Here is a 15,090-nt window from a genome sequence, read left to right as displayed (position 1 = left end):
TCGTGCTCCTCGCGGTCCTCGGCAAATCCTTGCGACAGGACGAGGTCCAGCTCACGCAGATATTGCTCCGCCGTTGCGATGGTTCGTTCGGTGAACGGCGTGTAGGTGATGCGCTGCGCAATCTGCTCACGCTCCGCCCGTGGGCGTGCAGCGATCAAGATCTTCCCGACGGCTGTGCAGTGCAACGGCGCAGGCTTGCCGACCCGCGAATACATCCGCACGCTCTGTTTGGCGTCGAATTTGTCGATGTAGATCACCTCACCCGCTTCGTACGTCGCCAAGTGGATGGTCTGACCGGTGATCGTGTTGAGTTCCGCCAGGTGTGGCCGGGCGACGCTCCGTATGTCGCGCTGTTCCAGTGCGTGGTTGGCCAACTCGAAGAGTCTCGATCCGAGTTGATACCGGTGATCGGCATCGTGCTGAACGAATCGGTCGCTCTCCATGGTGCGAAGCAGCCGCAGCACGGTGGTCTTGTGCACGTCGAGAACCGTCGCCAGCTCGTCCAGCGATTTCGATCCGTCACCGAGCAAGCCGAGGATCGTCAGCGCCCGCGAGAGGCTTTGACTCACTGCGACACCTCCGAACAACGGGCGGCAGTGGCCGCGTAGTCCAGTGTCGCCCATTCGGCATCGTCGAGTTCGGCCAGTCGGATCAATACGTCGAGAGGCAGTACAGACGCGATATCGCCGTGCCCGGTGAGCGCACCCGCCGCACACAGGTGACCGAACCGAACACGCTCGACAGCACTCCTTCCGAGCAGCAATGCCGTCAAGTAGCCACCCGCGAAAGCATCTCCCGCACCGATCTTTTCGACGACATCGAGTTTCAAAGCCGGTACATCGACTCGAGCTGCGCCCTCGAACGCCGTCACTGTGTGCGCGTCGTTCTTGATCACCAAGTGCTGCGGTTGCGGGAACATCCGACGCAACTCGGCCGGATCCGACGTCCCGAACACCAGCGCAGCTTCGTCGGATCCCATCGAGACCACATCGCTTCCGCGGACATGCTCGCCGAGTACGTCCGCGGCGGTGCCCGATCGCGACTTCCACAGCGCCGGCCGATAGTTCAAGTCGAAGCTCACGGTGGTGGATCGGTCCATCAGTGCTCTGGTCAGTTCGGCCGCACTGTCCGAGATGGCCACTGTGATTCCCGTGAAATGAATCAGGTCGGCTCGGGACACCAGCGCCGAAGCCTCCTCGCCGATGTCGCTGGGCGACAGCGCGCTCGCGGCCGACCCGGCCCGAAAATAGGTCATCGCGCTGTCTCCGGACGCGAGGTCGTATCGGTCACCGGAACCCGAGCCGCGCTCTTTGATGTACATACCGGTGGGGCGCTCGTCGTCGATCGCCACACCCGAGGTATCGACGCCCGCTTCCGCCAATTGCCGGACCAGGTACCGGCCGAAGCCGTCGTTGCCCACCCGAGAGACCCACGCAGCGTCGACGCCCAACTGCCCGAACACCCTGGCGACGTTCGCTTCGGCACCGCCGGACGTGCGATGAAACGTTTCCGAGCTCTCCAGCGGACCCGCTTCGGCAACGAGAACGACGAGGCCTTCACCTACACACACCACTCGGGGTGTTTTCACGTCGATCTCCTCGAAGTCTTGCGGGAACGCTGCATGTCGTTGCAGACTACAAAGCATAAACATATTGCGCAACCAACATTGCACAATGCGCAACGCAACGAAATCTTTCAACAGGAGGACCGAACGTGATCGACACGGATGCCGTCGAGGAACTGAGTCGACGAACCCTCGGGCCCGAGCACAAATCGCTTCCCCCGCGGTCGTGGGGCCTTACCGTCGAAAGTTTTCTCGCCACGGCTCCCCGGCTTTCCGAATTCACGACCCCGGTGCTCACCCTCGATCGTGCGCGTATGGCGTCGAACGTCTCGGTCATGGCCGACTGGACGGCACGCGCGGGAGTGCTGCTCGCGCCCCACGGCAAGACGTCGATGGCCCCTCAACTGTGGAAACAGCAGCTCGATGCCGGAAGCTGGGCGATCACCCTCGCGACCGGGTGGCAAGTTCAGGTGGCACGCGCATTCGGGGTCGGACGCATCGTCCTCGCCAACGCCGAGATCGACCCCGTCGCGTTGACGTGGGTTGCCGCCGAACTGGATGCACATCCCACGTTCGAGTTCTACTGCTGGGCAGACAGTGTCGCGACGGTGCACGAGATGGACCGCATTCTGGCGACACAGGGGCAGCGCCCCATTCCGGTGATCGTCGAACTCGGTGGCCCACACGGCCGAACCGGCGCACGCACGATCGAGGAAGCAGCGTCCGTTGCCCGTGCGATCGCGGCGTCGTCACGCCTGACCTTGGCCGGCGTCGGCGGTTACGAGGGAGTACTGAGCCACGACCGCTCCGAGAACGGCCTCGAGGCAGTCCGAACGTATCTCGACCAGGTCGCAGATCTCCATCGCGCACTCGACGCCGAGGGGCTGTACGGCGAGCACGCGGTGGTGACCGCGGGCGGCAGTGCCTATCAAGATCTCGTTGTCGAGCGACTGCATTCGCTCACCACGGAAGATGGCGTACGCACCGACGTGGTGCTTCGCTCGGGTGCCTACGTGGTGCACGACGACGGCTTCTACTCGCAGATTTCTCCGCTCACTCCCGCCCGCACCGACGCGCCACTGACGTCGGCGATGCACGGATGGGCGCGCGCCGTCTCCCGCCCCGAGCCAGGTCTCGCATTGCTCGACGCCGGTAAAAGGGACTTCCCCTTCGACGAGGGAATGCCCGTACCGCAACACATCAGAGGGAACGAACTGCTCGACCCAGGAGCCGAGGTGACCGCTCTGAACGACCAACATGCGTTCCTACGACTACCGGCAGAAGACGCGGCGGCACTGCCGGTGGGGTCGGTGGTTCGACTGGGTCTGTCACATCCCTGCACCGCATTCGACAAATGGCGTCTCGTTCCCGTGATCGACGACGCGGACAGCGACGATCCACGAGTGGTCGATTTCGTTCACACATTCTTCTAGAGAGCCGAAATCCTATGCCCAGTACTCTCTTTCGAGGTGCCGACGTCATCGACGGCACCGGATCGCCACGATTGCGGCGCGACGTCCTCGTGCGCGACGGTGTCATCACGTCGATCGTCGAGCCCGGAGCTGTGCCCGGGGCCGACAGAATCGTCGACGCCTCGCCCGGTCAGGTCCTCTCCCCCGGGTTCATCGATATGCACGCCCATTCCGACCTTCGACTGCTGACCGACCCCGATCATTTCCCGAAGATCAGTCAGGGCGTCACAACCGAGGTCATCGGGCAGGACGGCATCGCCTACGCCCCGATCGACGACGCCACACTCGACGTGGTGCGACGTCAGATCGCCGGATGGAACGGCAATCCCGTCGACCTCGACTTCTCGTGGCGGTCGGTCTCGGAGTACCTCGCGCGACTGGACCAGGGCATCACCCCGAACGCTGCGTATCTCGTCCCTCAAGGCACCTTGCGCTACCTCGCGGTGGGTGCGGACCAGCGACCGGCGACGCCGTCCGAGATCGCCCACATGCAGGAATTGTTGGCGCAGGGCCTGCAGGAGGGCGCTGTCGGGATGTCGAGCGGTTTGACCTACACGCCCGGAATGTATGCGGACACAAGCGAATTACGCGCACTGTGCGAGGTCGTCGCCGAGTTCGGTGGGTTCTATGCGCCACATACCCGGTCGTACGGTGCCGGAGCCCTCGACGCTTACCAGGAAATGCTCGATCTCTCCCGGGATACGGGGTGCGCGCTGCATCTGACGCACGCCACGATGAACTTCGGAGTCAATCGTGGAAGAGCACGTGAGTTCCTCGATCGCGTCGACTCCGCAATCGCCGACGGATGCGACGTCACCCTCGACACATACCCGTACCTGCCTGGAGCCACCACACTGTCTGCGCTACTGCCGAGCTGGGCAATGTCCGGTGGCCCGGACCGAGCCCTGGAACGGCTCGACGATCCGGACATGCGACGGCGCATCGAGCGGGATGTCGACGTGAACGGGTCCGACGGTTGCCATGGAGTCACGGTCGAGTGGGACACCATCCAACTCAGTGGTGTGGCCAATCCCGAACTCGATCGATACGTCGGCCGCACGATGTCCGACATCGCGTCCGACGAAGGACGCTCCCCGGTGAACGTGTTCTTCGACTTCCTTCGCCGCGATGCGCTGGCCACCACCATTCTGCAGCACGTCGGGCACGAGGAGAACGTGCGCGAGATCATGGCGCATCCGCACCACATGGGTGGCAGCGACGCGATTCTGGTGGGCGAGAAACCGCACCCTCGGGCCTGGGGCACCTTCCCTCGCTACCTCGGACACTACGTACGCGACGAGCAACTTCTTTCGCTGGAGGACTGCATCAATCACTTGACCGGACGCCCGGCTGCTCGGCTACGGCTGCGCGGACGCGGCACGATTGCCGAAGGCCATGCAGCCGATCTCGTCCTGTTCGACCCGGCGACCGTGCGAGATACCGCCACCTTCGAGAACCCGAAACAACAAGCCGAGGGAATCAGCCACGTCATGGTGAACGGCGCTTTCGCCATCGACGATCGAAGCTCCACCCACTCACTGGCAGGCCACGCCCTGCGCATGGACGCGACCCGAAAGCAGACGTCATGAACGCATTGTCGGCAATTCTCGAGGACCGCGCACTGTCGGTGGTCCGTGCCCCGCGCATCTCCGATCCCGCGGCGCTGGCAGATGCGCTCGCGCGCGGGGGAATTCGCGCACTCGAGCTGACCTTCACCACACCGGGAGTTCTCGAATTGATCCGAGCCGCGTCCGATGCTGGCGCCGTCGTGGGGGCCGGTACCGTACTGACCGCCGATCAAGCGCGGACTGCGGTCGACGCCGGCGCGCGGTTCGTCGTCACGCCCGGGCTACGACCCGAGGTCGCCGCGGTAGTCACGGACGCAGGGATCCCGCTGATGATGGGCGCTCTCACTCCATCCGAGGTGATGACCGCCCTCGATCTCGGGGCGGACATGGTCAAAGTCTTTCCAGCACGGACTGTCGGGCCGGCGTATTTCAAGGATCTGCTCGGTCCATTTCCGGACGTCCAACTCGTTCCGTCCGGCGGCGTGAACGCAGGCAATGCCGCCCAGTTCCTCGCGGCCGGTGCCGTGGCCGTGACCGCAGGCACCGATGTGGTTCCACCGGCATCGGTCGCCGATGCCCAGTGGGACGACATCACTGCTCGAGCCCAAGCGTTCGTGGCAGCTATCAGCGCAGACATCAAGGAAGGCTCGTCATGAATTCTGTGGTCGACTGGCTCAGAACCTCCACACCAGGTCTACTCGTACTGTGCGGCATCGCAATTGCCGTGCTACTGGTAGTCATCATCAAGGTCAAGCTCGAACCGTTCATCGCTCTCCTCATCGTCGGTCTCGGGCTGGCCCTCGCTGCTGGTCTGCCCGTCAACGAGATAGTCGGCACCGCGATCAAGAGCAACGAGTCATTGCTCGAAACCGGCTTCGGTGGAATCCTCGGACACATCGCGGTCATCATCGGACTGGGTACCGTGCTCGGCGCGATCCTCGAAAAGTCGGGTGGGGCACAGGCATTGACCGCAAAGCTCCTGGGGGTGTTCGGAGAACGCGGTGCACCCATAGCAATGGGCCTGTTGGGCTTGATCTTCGGCATTCCGGTGTTCTTCGACATCGGCATTTTCGTGCTGGCTCCGCTGGTCTACGTGGCGGCACGCCAGGGCGGAAAGTCGCTGGTCCTCTACGCGCTGCCGATGCTGGCAGGTCTGTCCATGACGCACGCATTCCTACCGCCGCATCCCGGGCCGGTTGCCCTCGGCGGCTTGCTCGAAGTGAACTTGGGATGGCTCATCCTGTTCGGGTTCATCTGCGGCATTCCCGGTTTCATCGCCGCGGGCCTGGTGTGGGGTAATTGGATCGGCAAGCGAATAATCGTCGACGTTCCCGAGGACTTCATCAACGACGGAGACGACACGACCGCAGATGGCGGTGGCGCCGGCACGGTAGCAACGAAGCGTCCGGTGATCACGACGCCGCCGTCGGTGGGAACCATCGGTGCGATTATCGCCGTTCCTCTGGTCTTGATCCTCGGTGCCACGTTCGGCAGCATCCTGCTCGATCCGGGCAACCTACTCGAAGTACTGACGTTCTTCGGCACCCCGGCCGTCGCGCTGCTCATCGCAGTCCTGATCGCGTTCTACGTGCTGGGCATTCGACGCGGGTCCACGGTCCAGGAACTCAGCAAGCTGACCGGAGAGTCGCTCCGTCCGGTGGGCATGCTGCTCTTGGTGGTCGGCGCAGGCGCGTTCTTCGGAAAGGTCATCTCCGCCACGGGTATCGGCACGGCCCTGGCCGACACCATGGCGGCCGCAGGTCTTCCCATCATCGTGTTGGCGTACATCATCAGCTGTGCGCTCAGGGTCGCGCAGGGGTCGGCAACCGTGGCCATCGTGACCACCGGCGGCATCGTCGGACCACTGGTGGCAGCCCAGGATTACTCCGCTCCGGCCGTTGCGCTGATCGCCATGTCCATCGCGGCGGGCTCGATCATCGCCAGCCACGTCAACGACGGCGGTTTCTGGATCATCTCGAAATTCTTCAATCTCACCGTCAAGCAGACACTGCAGACGTGGACGGTCCTCGAGACGATCCTGTCCGTGGTCAGCTTCGCCGTCGCGGGAATCCTCTTCGCGATCATCGCCTAGAGCCATTGGCGCGGTTGTGTGCCCTGGGCGGCACCCAATCGCGCCACTGAGCCTCCGGCGGCACTCAATCGCGCCACTGCGTCCGCACCTGATCACCGACGAAATGTGTGTTCTCGGCAGACATTTCCCGGCTACCCGATCGGCCCACCAGATCGTCGATCCGATCGTCCAGACTATGGGCACGGGTCATCGCGTCGGACGTTCGAGCCTCGCTTTCGGACGACTCGACCAGATTTGCCAGGCGGACCAACGCGGCTACCCGACCGGTCAACTGCGTCCACACCACTTCCAGTGCGCCACGCCGTGATTCGACCTGAGCGGCGGTCTCCTCGTCGACCATCGTCTCACCGATCCGGTTCAACTCGGTCGCTACCGTGCGCAGGGAGGAGGCGTCGACCGAGATCTCGGTGAGCTCGACGAAGAGGTCGAGTTGATTGCGCTGGATCTCGAAGTAGGTCGACTGCCATGCGGGCGAACGACGAACCCGATCGAACGACGTGCCTGCAAGAAACAACAGGGTGTCGTACCGATCGACGAAGCGATCGTCCTTGCGATCGACGAACTGGTCGACCACACCGGTAGCCCACTCGACCCGGTCACCCACAGGAGTTCGGCGCGCAAGCATGCTCACGCGATCCGTGGCCGCGTCCACCAACGACAGGCCGCGCTCCGCAACCGGACCGAACCGGCGTGGTGCAGGCGTCCTCATCAGTGCGTCGAAGACCGAATCCCGTTGATCGAGATCGAGATGCAGACCTTCTCGACGCTCCTTCCGTGCCGCACGCACCCCGGTGGCGTAGTGCCGATTAGACATCACCACCGTGGTGCGCTGATGGTTGATGCGCTTGGTCAGTTCGGCAACCCGCACTCGGTACACCAGCGCCGTCCCTGGCTTGCTCGTCGTGTCCTTGGCGAGCCATCGATCGCGCTCATCGACCAGATATCGCAACGTGCCGAACCCCCCGATCGACGGCAGAGCGCGTCCCGCGTGCCATCGATTGATAAGTACTACACGCGTAGGTTCGTCCACCTGCCCGGCCGCGACAGCGATGGCGGCCGCGTCGGACAGCGGCTCGGAATGTCCGGGCAACCGGCAGTCGGCACATCGGCTGTGAACTTCGTCGTCGAATCGGGCGCGCTGCTCGGCCGACCCACTGCCATCGAACTCGGACATCGTCTCTCCTAGGTCACGCCCAACCGTCGCTGGTCCGCTCGCTTTCGAGTGTTCCAGAAATTCAGATCAGCCCGCGGAGCGATTGCTCGGTCTGCGGCTTCTTCTCGGCGAGAAGCGTGCGCGCCACATCGAGACCTTCCCAGACGTTCCACATCAGCACACCGCGAACGACGGCCTCGTCGTCGAGGTAGTACACAACGCCCTCCTTGCCGACCGACTTCCAATCCTCGACGGTGCTCAACGACGTGGACAGCGTGCCGATGGCCTGGTACCCGTCGTCGTAGACATCGGAGTAGAAGTACGGGGTGTAGGAGTACGGCTCGGCCGCGCCGGCCATGTTGCGTCCGGCGGCCTTGCCCATCTCCGTGGCGTTGTCCACGTGCTCGACGCGTCGACGGCCGAGAATGGCGTCGGGATAGTTCGCCACATCACCGGCCGCGTAGACGTGGTCGTCCTCGGTCCTCAAGAATTCGTCGACCACGATGCCGTCGTCCACCGACAGTCCGGCAGCGTCGGCCAGTTCGGTGCTGGGCCGCACACCGAGACCGAACACGACGCCGTCCGCTTCGAGTGCGGAACCGTCGTCGAGTTGCAGTTGGACGCGGGCCGACGCCTCGGCACCGGAGGTCACTTTCGTTCCTCGGCGCACGGTGACTCCGTGATCGGCGAATCCCTTGTCGAAAACGGCAGCCAGGCTCGGCGGGAACATGTGCGCGCCGACTACGGCGTCGGATGTCACGAGAGTGACCTTCACGCCCTGGAGAGAAAGGGCAGAAGCGATCTCGGTGCCGATGTATCCGCCACCGACCACGGCGATGTGATCGGCGGTCTTCGTCAATTCACGCAGCGCCCGGTAGTCGGCGAAGGTGCGGAAGTACACCACCCGCGGACTGGGCGCGAGCTCGATTCGCGTCGGTTCGGCTCCCGTTGCCACGAGCAGAGTCCCGTATTCGTAGCGTTCTCCCTGGTCCGTCGTCACCGAGGAATTCGACCGGTCGATCGAGGCCACCCGCGTTCCGGTGTGCACCTGCGCGTCGGTGTCGGAGGCAGTGTCGAGCGGAACCTGATCCCGACCGAAGTCCGAGTCGGTCCACAGCTTCTTCGACAGCGCGGGCCGGGTGTACGGCTCGTCGGAATCGGCCCCGAGAATGCCGATGGACCCGGTGGTGTCGCGCTCGCGGATCCCGCGAGCCGCACTGTCGGCAACCATTCCGCCGCCGATGATCAGGTAGTCGTACTGCATCGTTCGCTCCTCGATGTCGACGTGATTCGACGACCGGGTTACCCGAATCGGCGCAGTCACAATCCCGCTGACGGACCCGTAGGAAGACCTGCAGGTCGGGGGAACCGACTGGACTGTATCGAGCATCACACCCTCGAGAGGTTGGCCCAGGCCGGTCGAGTGGGCATCTTGGACTGGGCGACGAAACATCGTTTTAACTCGAGTCGGGCTGTAACGGTTCCGTTCGGCAGAACGACTCACACCTCAGGACGCGAACAAAAGGAGACGATGTGACTGTTCAGATCGATTCGCTGGCAATTGGCACCGACACCGCCGACATTGCGACAACCGACGTCGACCAGCTCTTCGACGAAGTGTCAACGCTCGACGCCACCATCCTCGACGCCATCGAGCGTCGCACGCGCATGGCGCGCACCCTCGCTGCGGCGACTTCCGACACCACAACGTCGGATTCCGTTGCCGATGCTTACCTCGATCTCGGCAACGACGGCCACGTGTTCTCACGGATGCTGTCCCGTCTTGCACAGATGACGCGGTAGTTCTTCACACTCCCCCTTTCAGCTTCGCTGTCCGCGACCCCGTCGAGCATCGCTCGGCGGGGTCGCGTCGTGTCTGCAGGTGTGCGCCGGTGACTTTTGGCACCGACTGCTGTCAGTAGAAGCAAGACCGTTGTTCGACGGTCGCACGCAGCTGTTCCCGCAGAGAAGGTGTACCCATGTCCCGTATGCTGTTCGCCAACATGCCCGTTCGCGACGTCGTCGCCACCCGTTCATTCTTCGAGGGACTCGGGTTCGCTTTCAACGACGTCTTCAGCGACGAGAACACCGCCTCCATGATCGTCAGCGACCAAGCGACGGTGATGTTTCTGGCCACATCGCGTTTCGAGGACTTCATCTCCGATTCGATCTGCGACACGAGCTCGGCTCGCGAGGTCCTGATGTGCATCTCCGCCGACAGCCGAGACGAAGTGGATTCGCTCACCGACGCAGCGATCGCTGCGGGCGGGTCCAAGTGGATGGAGCCCCAGGATCACGGATTCATGTACGGCCGAGCGTTCCGTGATCTCGACAACCACGTCTGGGAAGTGATGTGGATGGACCCGTCGGCGGTTCCCCAGAGCTGAGCGGCAGTCGTTCAGAGGCGGTCGGGCAGGCCGAATCGATCGAACAGAGTCAGATCGAAGAAGCAGGCCACGTGCCCGACCCCTCTGGCGTCGACATCGAGAACGTGCAGCTGGAACGGCCGGTGCACACCGTCCTCACCCAGCATGTACAGCCCGTACGCGGGTTGGCCGTTGGCACGGGTAGGCCTCATCCGCATGTCGCCCGCGCCGTTGGCCGGGCAATTGTTTCGGATGAGTGATCCGATCGTCTCGGCACCCTGGTACCACCCGACGAACGGCGGCATCTCCCACACCGCATCCGAGGTGAACAGAGTCACCAAGCGGTCGATGTCGTAGTTCTCGAAACACTCCACATACTGCGTCAGCAGTTCCTGCAGCTCGTCGGATCCGATGGGCTCGACATCGTCGAGTTCGGGCGCAATCTCGTCGAGGCGCTCCCTGGCTCGCTGCAGCAAGCTGTTGACCGCGGTCGTCGTCGTGGCGAGAACCTCGGCGACTTCCGACGCCTTCCACTGCAACACCTCGCGCATCAACAAGACCGCCCGCTGCCGGGGAGACAGATGTTGCAGGGACGCCACCAAGGCGAGGCGCACCGATTCACGCGCCACCACGATGGAGGCGGGATCACTCGAGTCGGCCAGATCCGAATCGGCGATCGGTTCGAGCCATGGAACCTCGTTGTTCTGTACTAGTTCGTCGGTAGGGCCGGAACTCGGTGCCCCCAAGCCGGTCGGGAGCGGACGCTTCGACCGACCGTCGAGAGCAGTGAGACAGGTATTGGTGGCGATTCGATACAGCCAGGTGCGCAGCGACGAGCGCCCCTCGTATTTCTCGTACCCACGCCACGCGCGAATGTACGTTTCCTGCAACAGATCCTCGGCGTCGTGAATCGATCCGGTCATGCGGTAGCAGTGCGCGAGCAGCTCTCGACGGAACGGATCGAACTGCGCGAGGAAGTCGTCCTGCTGCACGGAAGCCACGGTCATGCGGCACAGCCTAGACCGGAGGCAGACGCCTCACAGCTCGAATGCGCGCCACGTAAAGGTTTGCCCACATATCTGGGTTAACCTCGGCATCGTGACATCGGCAACAAGCATCGACGACTTGGTCGAGGAGCTGTACCTGCAGCGCCGCCGGGCGTGGGAAGCCGCTCTCGTCACCGCGCAGAACTTCCTCGAAACCATCGCCGACGAGATACTCGAAGACGTCGATCGAGATCGACTGAACGCACAGACGGCGCGCATCAAGGACCCGGGACGATCCGCCGACAAATTGCGCCGCTATCTCTCCGAGGGCCGGATCACGGAACCGACCGACGCGGACGCCGTTGCCGAAGCCCTTCCCGATCTGGTCGGCGTCAAGGTGTTGTGCAAGACCCCGCGCGATCAACTGACGTTCGTCGCAGCGCTCGAGCGTGCGTGCAACGACCCGGAATGCTCGGTGCGGTTTGCGCAACCACCCACCGATTACGTCGCCTTTCCCAAGCCCAGTGGCTACCGCGCCTACCACGCTGTGCTGGTCGTTCGAGTTGCCACGCATCAGGGCGACCTCGATGTGAAAGTAGAAGTACAGGTCAAGACACGCCTGCAGGACGCGTGGGGCGAGCTGACTCACGAAGACATGTACAAGCCGGGCGAGGCTCTCAAGCCCACCAAGAAGCACACCGACTACGCCGCGCACATGGCCCACCTGCTCGACCAGGTGGATGCAATGGCCGACGATCTCGCGGCACAGCTCGATTCACTGACCGCCGCATCGAAGGACGGCAACGTCCTCGCGGCCGACCCCATCCCGAAGGATCCGGATTTCATTCGTGCCCGGGTCACCCGCACCGGTCCCCGGTACGCCCTCGCAGTCGGTCCGGACGGACGCCGAGGGCTGGTACCCGCCCGTTCGGTGAAAGCCGTCATCGGCTCGACCGACAGAATTGCCGTCGACGATTATCTGGAGGTGGGCGACTACATCGATGTGGTCGTCGAGGATTCCGAGGACGCTCTCTACTACCACCTCACCTCACAGCCGCCGCGTCGCAAACCAGCGAAGAAGCGTAAGCGCTGACCTGCGGTTCTCAGGAACATCTCACGTCCGTGCTGTAGACATCGGTCCTCGTGACCACTATCGAGAAATCCACGGTTGTCACCGACATCGACACCGCACCCCTCGACTGGCGTACGAGGATCCGCACTGCAGAGACGATCGTGCCGGCTCTCGCGTACGTCGTCCTGGCACCGCTGTACGCGACGATGTCCGTGCTCGGCCATCGGCAACTCCGCACGTCCGGATTCGACCTGGGGATATTCGTCCAACAGGTCGCGTCGTACTCGCAGTTTCGTGCACCGACCTCCGATCTTCTGGGTACCGGCTACAACACGCTCGGTGATCACTTCTCGCCCATCACCGCGCTGCTGGGACCCGTCTATCGGGTGTTCCCACACGCCGAGACGTTGCTGATCGCCCAAGCCGTGTTGTTCGCGTTGGCCGTGATCCCCATCAGCAGGCTGGCGACACAGAAGTTCGGGGCGGCCACCGGTGCCGTGATCGCGGCGGCGTTCGGACTGTCCTGGGGCGTTCAGGCGGCGCTGAATTTCGACTTCCACGAAGTGGCGTTCGCGATGCCGCTGCTGGCGATGTCGATGGTCGCCCTCGTTCGTCAGCGTTGGCTGCCCGCTCTGGCCTGGGCTCTGCCGCTGGTCTTCGTCAAAGAGGACATGGGTCTGACGGTCGTCGTGATCGGCGCACTGGTGGCGCTGTGGGCCGGCGGACGAACCCGAATCCTCGGGATACTGACAGCCGTATGGGGCCTGACCTGGGTGATTCTCGCCGTCAAGGTGATCATCCCGATGCTCAGCTCCGACAACTCGTACGACCAGGGCTCGAAGCTGCCCCCGCTGGGTGAAGGCATCGCGGACACCGCACACGGCCTGGTTGCCGGCGATTCTCGGGCGGCCACAGCCTTTCTGCTGCTCGCGGTCACCGGATTCTTCGCCCTGCGCTCGCCGCTCCTGCTGATCGCCGTCCCGACGGTCGCATGGCGCTTTCTCAGCGACAACACCAACTTCTGGAAGCCGATCTACCACTACAACGCAATCCTGATGGTGATCGTGTTCATCGCTCTGCTCGACGCGTTCGCACGCAGTCACCGACACGGTCAGCTCACCGAACGCGGTCGTCACTTCATCCTCGCGTTCGTAGCCGTCTTCGCAGTCGTGGCGTTGCCGTTCCTACCGATGGCGCGCATGGTGCACGCACAGGAATGGACGATCGATCCGCAGGCCGCGACCGCCCGGGAGATTTCGGAGTGGATTCCCGCCGATGACCAGGTTGCAGCGTCGAACAACCTCGTGGCCCAACTCGTCGCCGATCACGACGTCTCGGTCTTTCCCCAACGCGCCACAGATTCGACCGTCCCGGACTGGATCGTCGTCAATCGGGCGAGGCCTGCCGGCTGGCCGACCGACGAGGCCGGTGACCGTCAGGCAATCGATCGGGCGCTGTCCGACGGGTACGAGGTCGCCTACTCGGCCGACGGAATCGAGGTCCTGCACCGCAGTTCGAGCGGTCCCCACTAGGGTTTCAGAAGGTTCGACCCTCCACCCGTCACAGACCGTGACGACGGCAATTGCAAGGCAGGTACAGGACATCGACGCTGCAACCGGCGATCTCGGCACCACCAAGGCCGCGCCCAAGCGATCACCGTGGAATCGGAAGAATCCCTATCGCGCACAGATTCTGAGTAATCGACGCCTGTCCGGTCCCGCGTCGGCCAAGGAAGTTCGGCACTTCGCGATCGCGCTGGGCGACAGCGGTATCGCCTACCAGGCCGGGGATGGTTTCGCCGTCAAACCCGTCAACGACGCAGCACTCGTCGCGGCCGTCGTCGACCGGCTCGGAGTGCCCGCCGACACCGCCGTGCACACCAAGTCCGGTGAGATCACGCTCGCACAGGCGCTGACGACGGAATACGAAATCGGTATCCCGTCCATGGACCTGATCGAGGCCGTGGCCGAACACGCCGGCGACGCAGAACTCGATCACGTCCTGCAGAACGGCGACCGAGCATCGTTCGACGCCTGGACGTGGGGACGTGACGTCGTGGACGTTCTCGATCTCGACCGGTCGCCTGCCTTCGATCCCGCCGAATTCCTCGGCTTGCTGCGTCCACTGCAGCATCGTGTCTACTCGATCTCGTCGTCACCGATCGCCCACGAAGGCACCGTGCATCTGACGGTGTCCACCGTCCGATACCGGTCGGCCGAGCGCGACCGCGGCGGCGTCTGTTCGACGTACCTCGCCGATCGAGTCGGCGACGGGAACGAGGCAGGTGTGTTCCTGTCGGCCAACAAGTCGTTCCGCCTGCCCGACGACGACACCCCGATCATCATGATCGGGCCCGGAACCGGAGTGGCACCGTTTCGAGCATTTCTGCACGAGCGGCGCGCGCGAGGTGCCGCGGGAGACAACTGGCTGTTCTTCGGGGATCAGCATCGGTCGAGTGATTTCCTCTACGAGGACGAGCTCGTCGGGTTCGAGCGCGACGGTCTGCTGAATCGACTGGATGTGGCGTTCTCCCGCGATCAGCACGAGAAGATCTACGTGCAGCACCGGATGATCGAAGCAGGCAAGCAGCTGTACAGCTGGCTGGAGGCAGGTGCGCATCTCTACGTGTGCGGCGACGCGGCCCGTATGTCGAAGGGCGTCGACGAAGCACTGCACGAGATCGTCGCCGAGCACGGCGGCCGCTCCCCCGACGCCGCCGAGGACTACGTCAACGAACTCAAGCAGACCAAGCGCTACCTGCGGGACGTCTACTGACACCCGCGTTCTTGTCGGACCCCCTCGCTACCGTCTGAACCC

Annotated in this window: 14 protein-coding genes (1 of these 14 cut by a window edge); 9 read left to right on the top strand and 5 right to left on the bottom strand. The window is 63.6% G+C overall.

What is annotated here, in order from left to right:
- Together BH93_RS09690 and BH93_RS09685 are read right to left on the bottom strand one after the other, a co-directional pair.
- On the bottom strand, positions 1-569 hold the 5' portion of the coding sequence (locus BH93_RS09690; protein ID WP_037171349.1) for an IclR family transcriptional regulator. It extends 229 nt beyond the left edge of the window; only the first 569 of its 798 coding nucleotides appear in the window; it begins with the start codon at positions 567-569; its stop codon lies beyond the left edge, outside the window.
- Positions 566-1,588 carry a sugar kinase gene (locus BH93_RS09685; RefSeq protein WP_242459174.1) on the bottom strand — a complete coding sequence of 341 codons (1,023 nt, stop codon included), beginning with the start codon at positions 1,586-1,588 and terminating at the stop codon, positions 566-568. The genes BH93_RS09690 and BH93_RS09685 overlap by 4 nt, the downstream gene beginning before the upstream one ends.
- A gap of 125 nt (positions 1,589-1,713) precedes the next feature.
- Between BH93_RS09685 and BH93_RS09680 the strand changes: the two genes are divergently transcribed.
- Genes BH93_RS09680 through BH93_RS09665 form a run of 4 tightly spaced genes read left to right on the top strand, consistent with a single transcriptional unit; the run spans position 1,714 to position 6,696 of the window.
- The gene (locus tag BH93_RS09680) at positions 1,714-2,997 is read left to right on the top strand and encodes an alanine racemase (RefSeq protein ID WP_080738895.1); all 1,284 of its coding nucleotides are present in this window, start codon (positions 1,714-1,716) and stop codon (positions 2,995-2,997) included.
- A gap of 14 nt (positions 2,998-3,011) precedes the next feature.
- Positions 3,012-4,625 carry an N-acyl-D-amino-acid deacylase family protein gene (locus BH93_RS09675; RefSeq protein WP_037171347.1) on the top strand — a complete coding sequence of 538 codons (1,614 nt, stop codon included), beginning with the start codon at positions 3,012-3,014 and terminating at the stop codon, positions 4,623-4,625.
- Positions 4,622-5,260 carry a bifunctional 4-hydroxy-2-oxoglutarate aldolase/2-dehydro-3-deoxy-phosphogluconate aldolase gene (locus tag BH93_RS09670; RefSeq protein ID WP_037171345.1) on the top strand — a complete coding sequence of 213 codons (639 nt, stop codon included), beginning with the start codon at positions 4,622-4,624 and terminating at the stop codon, positions 5,258-5,260. Before BH93_RS09675 ends, BH93_RS09670 begins: the two co-directional genes overlap by 4 nt.
- Positions 5,257-6,696, top strand: coding sequence for a GntP family permease (locus tag BH93_RS09665; RefSeq protein ID WP_032379666.1), 1,440 nt, complete (start codon positions 5,257-5,259; stop codon positions 6,694-6,696). The genes BH93_RS09670 and BH93_RS09665 overlap by 4 nt, the downstream gene beginning before the upstream one ends.
- A 64-nt stretch (positions 6,697-6,760) precedes the next feature.
- Here the strand turns inward: BH93_RS09665 and BH93_RS09660 are convergent, their stop codons facing one another.
- Entirely contained in the window at positions 6,761-7,870 is a 1,110-nt protein-coding gene (locus BH93_RS09660; RefSeq protein ID WP_037171343.1) for a hypothetical protein, read from the bottom strand.
- Between the two features lie 61 nt (positions 7,871-7,931).
- The gene (locus BH93_RS09655; protein WP_037171446.1) at positions 7,932-9,113 is read right to left on the bottom strand and encodes an NAD(P)/FAD-dependent oxidoreductase; all 1,182 of its coding nucleotides are present in this window, start codon (positions 9,111-9,113) and stop codon (positions 7,932-7,934) included.
- A 269-nt stretch (positions 9,114-9,382) separates the two neighbouring features.
- Between BH93_RS09655 and BH93_RS09650 the strand changes: the two genes are divergently transcribed.
- On the top strand, positions 9,383-9,652 hold the full coding sequence (locus tag BH93_RS09650) for a hypothetical protein (RefSeq protein WP_032379669.1): 270 nt from the start codon (positions 9,383-9,385) through the stop codon (positions 9,650-9,652).
- Positions 9,653-9,828: 176 nt separating this feature from the next.
- Positions 9,829-10,236, top strand: a complete 408-nt coding sequence (locus tag BH93_RS09645; RefSeq protein ID WP_032379670.1) for a VOC family protein — start codon at positions 9,829-9,831, stop codon at positions 10,234-10,236.
- 11 nt (positions 10,237-10,247) lie between these two features.
- Here the strand turns inward: BH93_RS09645 and BH93_RS09640 are convergent, their stop codons facing one another.
- Positions 10,248-11,222 carry a sigma-70 family RNA polymerase sigma factor gene (locus BH93_RS09640; RefSeq protein WP_037148318.1) on the bottom strand — a complete coding sequence of 325 codons (975 nt, stop codon included), beginning with the start codon at positions 11,220-11,222 and terminating at the stop codon, positions 10,248-10,250.
- Positions 11,223-11,313: 91 nt separating this feature from the next.
- Between BH93_RS09640 and BH93_RS09635 the strand changes: the two genes are divergently transcribed.
- Genes BH93_RS09635 through BH93_RS09625 form a run of 3 tightly spaced genes read left to right on the top strand, consistent with a single transcriptional unit; the run spans position 11,314 to position 15,048 of the window.
- A complete protein-coding gene (locus BH93_RS09635; RefSeq protein WP_032379672.1) occupies positions 11,314-12,294 on the top strand; it encodes a GTP pyrophosphokinase in 981 nt (326 codons plus the stop codon).
- A 50-nt stretch (positions 12,295-12,344) separates the two neighbouring features.
- Entirely contained in the window at positions 12,345-13,805 is a 1,461-nt protein-coding gene (locus BH93_RS09630) for a DUF2079 domain-containing protein (protein WP_052064812.1), read from the top strand.
- A 37-nt stretch (positions 13,806-13,842) separates the two neighbouring features.
- Complete coding sequence (locus BH93_RS09625) at positions 13,843-15,048, top strand: sulfite reductase subunit alpha (RefSeq protein ID WP_052064811.1); 1,206 nt, start codon at positions 13,843-13,845, stop codon at positions 15,046-15,048.
- Positions 15,049-15,090 lie beyond the last annotated feature (42 nt).

The sequence above is a fragment of the Rhodococcoides fascians A25f genome (assembly GCF_000760935.2).
In the GTDB taxonomy this organism is placed as follows: Bacteria; Actinomycetota; Actinomycetes; order Mycobacteriales; family Mycobacteriaceae; genus Rhodococcoides.
Note: the sequence above shows the minus strand (reverse complement) of the source record. Positions and strands in the feature narration are given on the sequence as shown.